Here is a 7,855-nt window from a genome sequence, read left to right as displayed (position 1 = left end):
ATCGGCAGGCCGTGCTCGCGCGCGAAGGCGACGACCTCCTCGCTCCCGGAGACCGGATCCCTGGTGCCCGCCACCAGCGGCGCGCCGACCTTCTGGGCGATGTGGCGGGCCTGCACCTTGTCGCCGAGCGCGGTGATCGCGGCCGGCGGCGGGCCGATCCAGGTCAGGCCCGCGTCGATCACGGCCTGGGCGAAACCGGCGTTCTCGGCCAGGAAGCCGTAGCCGGGATGGACCGCGTCGGCGCCGGCCTCGGCGGCGACGGCGAGCAGCTTGCCGACGTCGAGGTAGGTCTCCGCGGGAGTCCGGCCACCGAGCGCGCGGGCCTCGTCCGCGGCCCGGACATGGAGCGCGTCCAGGTCCTGGTCGGCGTAGACGGCGACGCTGGCCAGCCCCGCGTCCTTGCAGGCGCGGGCGATCCGCACCGCGATCTCACCACGATTGGCGATCAGGACCTTGTGCACGGACGTCGTTCCCTTCAGCTACGTGCCAGTACGTGCGGACGGAGGACTGGCGGGCCTTCAACGGAGTGTAGGCGCCCTTTGATCGTGAGGGTTGGAAGCAGTTGGTGGTGGAGCATGTATCAGGATGTGTGAGTGAACATGAAAGAGTGGGTTAAGGCGCAGGGTGTCCACCCGATCATCGCTTACCGGTGGTTATCGGGAAAACGCCTGGCCCGTGCCCGTTCGTAAGGTGGGACGGCTGATCCTGGTCGCAGACGTCGAGCCCGTCGCCTCGCACGGCGCAACCACCGTGGGGTACGCCTGCGTCTCTTCTGTGGAGGGGTCTTCCTTGGCGTGCCCGCCTGCGCCGGCCCCAGCTCGGCGGTCGCGGGCGGTTGCGAGATCCAGTTCGACGCCACCGCCACCGACACCGCCACCGCTGACAAGGCCGCTGGCGCCCTCTGCGGCTTCCTGCGCTCCCGAGGCAGGCGCATGGCTGTTCGCCGATCGGGGAGTTATTGATCATGACTCCTACGCTACGTTAACCGTCGACGACGTACCGTGACGGGGAGGGTTGATGCGGGTCCACCAGGCCTACCGCTACGCCCTGGACCCCACCCCCGAGCAGGCGCGCCTGCTCGCCTCCCACTGCGGCGCGGCGCGATTCGCCTTCAACTGGGGCCTGGCCCACGTCAAGGCCGCGATGGACCAGCGTGCGGCCGAGCAGTCCTACGGGGTGCCCGATGAACACCTGACCGAGGTGGCGTGGTCGTTGTACGGCCTGCGCCGGGCCTGGAACACCGCCAAGGGCGACGTCGCGCCGTGGTGGGCCGAGCACTCCAAAGAGGCCTACACCACCGGCCTGGACGGTGTGGCACGGGCGCTGAGGAACTGGTTGGCTTCGCGTCACGGCACGCGGGCGGGGCCGAAGATCGGGTTTCCTCGGTTTAAGTCCAAGCACCGCGCCGCCCTTTCGTGCCGGTTCACCACCGGCGCGATCCGGGTGGAGGCCGACCGCCGCCACGTGACGCTGCCCCGCCTGGGCACCATCCGCACCCACGAATCCACCCGGAAACTCGCCCGCCACCTGGAGCGCGGCACGGGGCGGATCCTGTCGGCCACCGTCCGATGCGAGGGAGGGCGCTGGTTCGTCGCGTTCACCTGCGAGCTCGACCGCGCCGACCGCGCCCCGGCCCAACCGGAGGCCGTGGTCGGCGTCGACCTGGGCGTCAAAGAACTCGCGGTGCTGTCCACCGGGGAAGTCGTCGCCAACCCCAGGCATCACCGCTCGGCGCTCAAACGGCTACGCAGGCTGAACAAGCAGCTCGCCCGCCGAACCGGGCCACGCACCCCCGACGGCGGCAGGCGACAGGCCTCCGCCCGCTGGGCCAAGACCAAGGCCGCCCTGGGCACGGCACATGCCCGGGTGGCCAACCAGCGGCGCGACGGCCTGCATAAGCTCACCAGCCGCTTGGCGGCCACCTGGGGCACGGTGGTGGTCGAAGACCTCAACGTGGCCGGGATGGTCCGTAACCGTCGCCTGGCCCGCGCCGTCTCCGACGTCGCCATGGCCGAGGTGCGGCGGCAGCTGTCCTACAAAACCGCATGGAGCGGCGGCAGGCTCGTCGTCGCCGACCGGTGGTTCCCCAGTAGTAAGACCTGTTCGGGTTGCGGCGCGGTGAAAGCCAAGCTCGCCCTGTCCGAACGCACCTACGCCTGCGCCGGGTGCGGCCTGGTCGCCGACCGGGACCTCAATGCCGCGCTGAATCTGGCCGCGCTCGCGGCCGACGTCGCCCAGAGTCGCGGGGAGACGCGAAACGCCCGTGGAGGAGCGGTAGGACCCGGCACCCGTGCCGGGCGCGCACCGGCGAAACGGGAACCCCGGAAACGGGGAACGCTCCGGCGCAAGCCGGAAGCTGCCTGAGAGTGTGCTCACCACAGCACACTCACAAGCAACGGAGTGCTGGGTCCTGCCCGCCCGGGAGCGGGTCGCGGTCTCACTTACCGCTTACCTCTCCCTGAATTACCGAAAATCAAGACAATGGAGAACGTTTAGCCTCTTGGCGACCGAGGGAACGTCCATAGCCGCTCGGCATAACCCGGATACCTCTGTGATCCTTACGCCTATCGTGATTTCGTTTGGCGACTCCCCCCGACACCGATCCAAAGGAGACTGGCATGAGCCAGAACTTGCTCGGCGGCAATCCCGCGGAAATGCAGCAGATGGCCACCCAGTTCACCCAGCAGGCCGACCAGGTCAGGGCCACCGTGGCCGCCCTCGACCGGGAGGCCGCGAAAGTCGGCACCGCCTGGACGGGGCCCGGTGCCCAGCGTTTCAGCGAGGCCTGGCAGAACTATCGGGCCGCTTTCCAGCGCATGTCCGAGGAACTCGCCGAGGCCTCCCGGGTCATCAACACCTATCGCGGCAATATCGAGTCCGCCACGCGATAGGAAACGGTCCGCCGAAATGCCCCGGCCCGCGAGGGCCGGGGCATTTCTCATTGACGGCACGGGGCGGCACGGGGCGGCACGGTCGGTGTGGTCGGCGCGGGGCGCGCGAAGCGCACAAGACGCGGACACACGAGGCGCGGGTACACAAGGCGCGGACGCACAAGACACGCAGGGCGTACAGGACGGCGTGCGGCGGTGGTCCTCATGCGGCGGGCGGCCCTTGCGCGACCACGGCCCTCAGGTGACGGCGGCCTGGACGGGGACCACCGAGCCCAGGGTCACCAGCAGGCCGCGGCCGGGGGGCCCGCCGACCGCGCCCCGCGGCAGGCGGACGGTGAACAGGTCGCCGTCGGCGGGGCTCTGGACCGACAGCAGCAGACCCGTGCGGCCCTTGCGCGCCTCGGCCGCGAAACCGCGGTAGGCGGTGGTCAGGTCCCCGGTGGTGCCACCGATGATCATGCCGTGCTCGCCGTCCCTGCCGCTGCGCAGCACCTGCTCCAGGGCGGTGCCCAGGGGAGAGTCCGCGGAGATCAGCTCCGCGTCGTCGACGATCACGACGTAGCGGTCCTGCCCCGCGACGGCCTCGTGCAGGTCGCCGCCCGCGTCCAGCACGGCCAGCACGCCCGGGGTGTCCACCAGCGTGCACAGCGGGCTGCGCCGGGGGGTCACCAGGACCGCGGGGGTGCCGTGGGAGAGCAGCGAGTGGGTGGCGGTCAGCAGTGCCGTGGACCTGCCCGACCTGGGCGGGCCCGCGACGACCGCGGCGGGACCGTGGGCGAGCAGGTCGACGCCGAGCGGTGCCAGCGAGTCGCCTCCGGCGCCGAGCAGCGCCCACAGCGGGGACGGGGGCCGGAAGGAGGGCACCAGATCCAGGACCTGCGCCGCGGTGACGCGCATCGGCAGCGCGTCCACCCGCAGCGGCGGGTCGGCGGCGATCTCCGGCGCCGAGCGGGCCAGCGCCTGGAGGGCGGCGACCTGCGCGGGCCCCGAGGGGTCGTCGCACAGCAGCGCGATCTGGCTCTCGGTCGTGCCGTGCTCGCCGGTCGACAGCGCGCGGCCCGGCGCGAGGGTCGCCGGCAGGTCCTTGACGGGCAGTCCGGCCAGGCCGTAGTCGGAGGGGTCGGCCAGCCGCAGGATCAGCCGGTCGTCGAAGACCGTGGAGATCTGCCCGATCAGCGCGGACCTGTCGCCGGTCAGCACGGCCCGCAGCCCGACCGCGGGCCCCTCGCGCAGCAGTTGCATCAGCGACTCGATCAGCCGCCCGTAGTCGTACGCCTCGAACGCGGCGACGAACCCCTCCCACCGGTCGAGCATCAGGACCAGCCACGGCAGCCGCGGGCCGTCCGTGGCGGCGCGCAGCTCGGCCAGCGAGGCGTACCCGGCCTCGGCGAGGAGCTGCTGGCGCCGCCCGACCTCCGCGCGCAGCCGGGTCAGCAGCCGCTCCACCCGGTCGAGCTGGTCGCGGGTCACCACCGCTCCGCAGTGCGGCATCGCCATCAGCGGCAGCAGCGATCCCGAGCCGCAGTCGATCGCGTGCACGTGTACGTCGTCGGGGGAGGCCCCGGCGGCGATCGCCCCCGCCAGCGTGCGCAGCGCGGTGGACCGCCCGCTGCGCGAGGCGCCCGCGACGAGCAGGTGCCCCCCGTGGGCGAGGTCGAGTGCCAGCGCCCGCCGGTCCTGCGCCCAGGGAAGGTCGGTGATCCCGAAGGCCAGCGGCGGCACCTCCTCGACCCCCGCCCGGTACGGCAGCCCGCCGGGCGCGTCACCGGGCAGGACGGGCGGCGCCGGGAGAACGGGGACGGTCACGAGGTCGGGAAGCGGATCGAGCCAGGGACTCGGCTGCTCCGCGACCCCGGCGAGGCGGGCCGCCTCGACCATGGCGTCGGCGAGCAGGGACAGGTCGGTGACGTGGCCGCTCTCGGCTCCGGCGTGGACCGTCCTGGGGTGCCCCAGGGCCTGCCAGCCGACCTCCGTCACCCGTACCCTCATCTCGCCGCCCGAGGCGCCGGGGCTCCGGCCGCCGATCCGCGCGGTCTGCACGGCCGTCGCCGCCCCCGCGCCCGACTTCACGTAGCACCGGCCGGGAGCGGACTTGGGGATGTACGAGGCGTCGGGGCGGCCGATGACGTCGGCCGACTCCGACGCCTCGGTGACCCGCAGGGCGATCCGCAGGGAGGTGTTGGCCTGGATGTCGGCGGTCACCACGCCGCCGGGCCGCTGAGTGGCGAGGATGAGGTGGATGCCGAGCGAGCGTCCCCGCCTGGCGATGTCGACCAGCCCGGTCATGAAGTCGGGCAGCTCGCTGACCATGGCCGCGAACTCGTCGATGACCAGCACCAGCCGGGGCAGCGGGGCCGGGGGCTCCAGGGACGCCGAGGACACCGAGGACACCGAGGACGCCGAGGACGCCGAGGACACGGTGGATCCCGGGCGCCCGCGCAGCGGCCTGACCTGCGGGCCGCCCCCGGCGACGAGCAGGTCGCGGGAGGCGCGGGCCGTACGGGCGTCGCGCAGCTCGTGGTAGTCCTCGATGTCCTTCGCCCCCGCGGCCAGCAGCAGGCGCTCGCGGCGGCGGATCTCCGCGGCCAGCGAGGCCAGCGCCCGCTGGGTCAGGTGGCCGTCGAGGTCGCTGACCATGCCCACCGTGTGCGGCAGCCGCACGCACTCCTTGAACGCGGCGCCGCCCTTGTAGTCGATCAGCACGAACGTCATCTCGTCCGGCCGGTTGGCCACCGCCAGCGAGCAGATCAGGGTCTGCAGCAGCTCCGACTTGCCCGCGCCCGTGGTGCCCGCGATGAGCGCGTGCGGCCCGTCCCTGCGCAGGTCGACGGAGAACGGCCCCTCCGGGCCCGCTCCCACCACGGCCTCGGTGGCCCGGCCCCAGCGCTTGGCCAGGGCGGCGCCGGAGACCGACGGCAGCTCCAGCAGGTCCAGCAGCCGCGCGGAGTCCGGCAGGGCGACTCCGGCGTCGTCGCGGCTGACGTCGCGGATCGGCGCCAGCGAGCGGGCCAGCCTGTCGCACCAGGCGGCCGTCACCTGGTCGGCCAGGATCTCCCCGAGGTCGTCCAGGCCGCCGCCGCGCAGCCGCACCGTGCCGTCGGCCTCCACGGCGGCGACGGTGGCGCACTCCTCGGGCAGCAGCCGCTGGTCGCCGTCGATGGCCAGGGTGTAGACGCCCGCCCTGGGGCCCTGGCGCAGCACCTGGGGCATGCCCGGCAGGGCGCGCAGCACCTGCGCGCCGTCGAGCACGACCAGCACGTCGTAGGGGCGCTCGTCGTAGATGGGGGCGGCGTACGGCTGCTCGGCGCCCGTGCCCGTGGCTCCGCCCAGGTCGCCCCAGCCGGCCGGGATGCGGCCCAGCTTGGCCGCGGGGCCCGCGGCGGCGTCGTCGCCGAGGCGCTCGTCGATCAGCGCGGCGAGCTCGCTCACCCGGCGGGCCGCGGTGTCCGGGTCGGCGCCGACCAGGGCCACGCAGTCCTCGCCGCCGCGCGGGGCGCAGTGCGGCAGCCAGCGGACCCAGTTCCAGCGTTCCTCGCCGTCACCGTGCGCGGACAGGACGACGATCGCCAGGTCGCGCGGGCTGTGCAGGGCGGCGGCCTGGCCGACCAGCCAGCGCGCCACCCCGGCCGCCGTGTTCCTGGGCCCGGTCAGGCCGGCGACGCCCAGGCGGCGCATGGCCAGCGCCACCGGCACGGCCTGGCAGGTGGGCGGGACGGGCAGCGGGGCGTCGACCGGCGCGGAGCGCTCGGGGGCGAACTCCAGGTCGGCGGGGAGGTCGGCGAGGCCGACCCGCAGCCGCAGCGCGTCGGGGTCGTGGTCGCGCCGCTCCCAGAGCCGCCGCCGGGGGCCGGTCACGGTGAGCAGCACCTCGGCCGGGTCGGGCGCGGCGGCGCGGCGGGCGGTCTCGTCGTCGGCGCGGGCGCGCTCCACGGCCGCCTCGAAGACCTTCAGCCGCGCTTTGTACTCCTTGAGCTGCTGGCGGTACTGCTTGCGGCCGTGCCGCCTGTCGCTCCACCACTGGCCGATCATGATCAGTGGCGTCATGAACGCGAACAGCAGGAAGTACGGCGATTTGAGGGCGATGGCCAGGCCCACCCCCAGCGCGGCGGGCAGGAAGGCGGTGAGCAGTTGCAGCCGCATGGTCTCGGCCCGCTTGGGCTCGGCCGGGACCTCGAAGCGCCGCGCGCCGCCCGGCGGCCGGAACCTGGGCGGCCGGTTGTAGGCCAGCCCGCCGTCGGGCTGTGCGTCCAGGTGGGCGTCGGGCGGCTCCACCGCCTTGAGGGTGAGCACGGTCCCGCCGCAGCTCAGCAGGGCGTGCTCGGGCCAGGGCAGCGGACCCTCCAGGGGGTCGCGGTCCAGCAGGGGGGTCGTGCCCTCCCCGGGCTCCACGGTGATGGCGTCCGGGGTGAGCCGCACCACCGCGGCGCGCGCGGGCAGCCGGGGGTCGGTCACGGCCACCGAGCAGGCGGGGTCGGAACCGATGGTGTGGACACCCAGGCTGAGGCGGTGCACAGAGCCGGCGGCGGGCCCGCCGACCACCCGGATCTCCACGATCCCGCCGGGCTCCTCGGCCAGCGTGGCCACCGCGAGGGAGCGGTCGAGGGTGACGAGGTCGCCGTCGCGGAGCAGGCCGAGCGCGGGGGCGGCCGGGTCGAGGGGGCGGCCGTCCATCCAGAGCGTCGGAGGTTCGGCCCCGGCGGAGTCGCGATCCAGCCCGTACGGGGCCTTGCTGCGTGTCAGCCGCACCACGTTGCTCGGCCGCTCGCCTCCCTGGCCCGCCAGGGACTCCGCGAGCCGTGCCACCGTGGTCGTTTCGTCGCCCTCGACCACGACATCGCGGTCGGCGTGCTCGTCGAGCACGGTGAGCATGATCCGCATCGCCGCTCTCCTCGGGTCAGGCCCCGGATCCACCGTACAGAGTGAAAACCGTCCCCGAGAGAGTGTTCGCGGCAATGTCCTGACTC

4 protein-coding genes are annotated in these 7,855 nt (G+C 73.6%); 2 read left to right on the top strand and 2 right to left on the bottom strand.

The genetic code is table 11. The features are described from left to right. A partial coding sequence (locus ACTOQ1_RS15270; RefSeq protein ID WP_440067601.1) for a biotin carboxylase N-terminal domain-containing protein occupies positions 1 to 461 on the bottom strand: 461 nt, incomplete at its 3' end. Between the two features lie 556 nt (positions 462 to 1,017). On the opposite strand from ACTOQ1_RS15270, the gene tnpB reads away from it, so the two are divergent. Further along, positions 1,018 to 2,364, top strand: a complete 1,347-nt coding sequence (gene tnpB, locus ACTOQ1_RS15265) for an IS607 family element RNA-guided endonuclease TnpB (RefSeq protein ID WP_440067599.1) — start codon at positions 1,018 to 1,020, stop codon at positions 2,362 to 2,364. A gap of 254 nt (positions 2,365 to 2,618) precedes the next feature. Then, positions 2,619 to 2,891: a WXG100 family type VII secretion target gene (locus tag ACTOQ1_RS15260; protein ID WP_329090315.1), complete on the top strand. Its 273-nt coding sequence runs from the start codon at positions 2,619 to 2,621 to the stop codon at positions 2,889 to 2,891. Between the two features lie 237 nt (positions 2,892 to 3,128). On the opposite strand, the gene ACTOQ1_RS15255 is transcribed toward ACTOQ1_RS15260, so the two are convergent. Next, on the bottom strand, positions 3,129 to 7,769 hold the full coding sequence (locus tag ACTOQ1_RS15255) for an FtsK/SpoIIIE domain-containing protein (protein ID WP_440067596.1): 4,641 nt from the start codon (positions 7,767 to 7,769) through the stop codon (positions 3,129 to 3,131). Positions 7,770 to 7,855 lie beyond the last annotated feature (86 nt).

The organism is Streptosporangium sp. OZ121, from assembly GCF_051918885.1.
GTDB lineage: Bacteria > Actinomycetota > Actinomycetes > Streptosporangiales > Streptosporangiaceae > Streptosporangium.
Note: the sequence above shows the minus strand (reverse complement) of the source record. Positions and strands in the feature narration are given on the sequence as shown.

What these genes read in the sequence shown, in the direction of transcription:
- tnpB (WP_440067599.1), top strand. Translation starts at nt 1,018, where the DNA reads ATGCGGGTCCACCAGGCCTACCGCTACGCCCTGGACCCCACCCCCGAG.
- ACTOQ1_RS15260 (WP_329090315.1), top strand. Translation starts at nt 2,619, where the DNA reads ATGAGCCAGAACTTGCTCGGCGGCAATCCCGCGGAAATGCAGCAGATG.
- ACTOQ1_RS15255 (WP_440067596.1), bottom strand. Translation starts at nt 7,769, where the DNA reads ATGCGGATCATGCTCACCGTGCTCGACGAGCACGCCGACCGCGATGTC.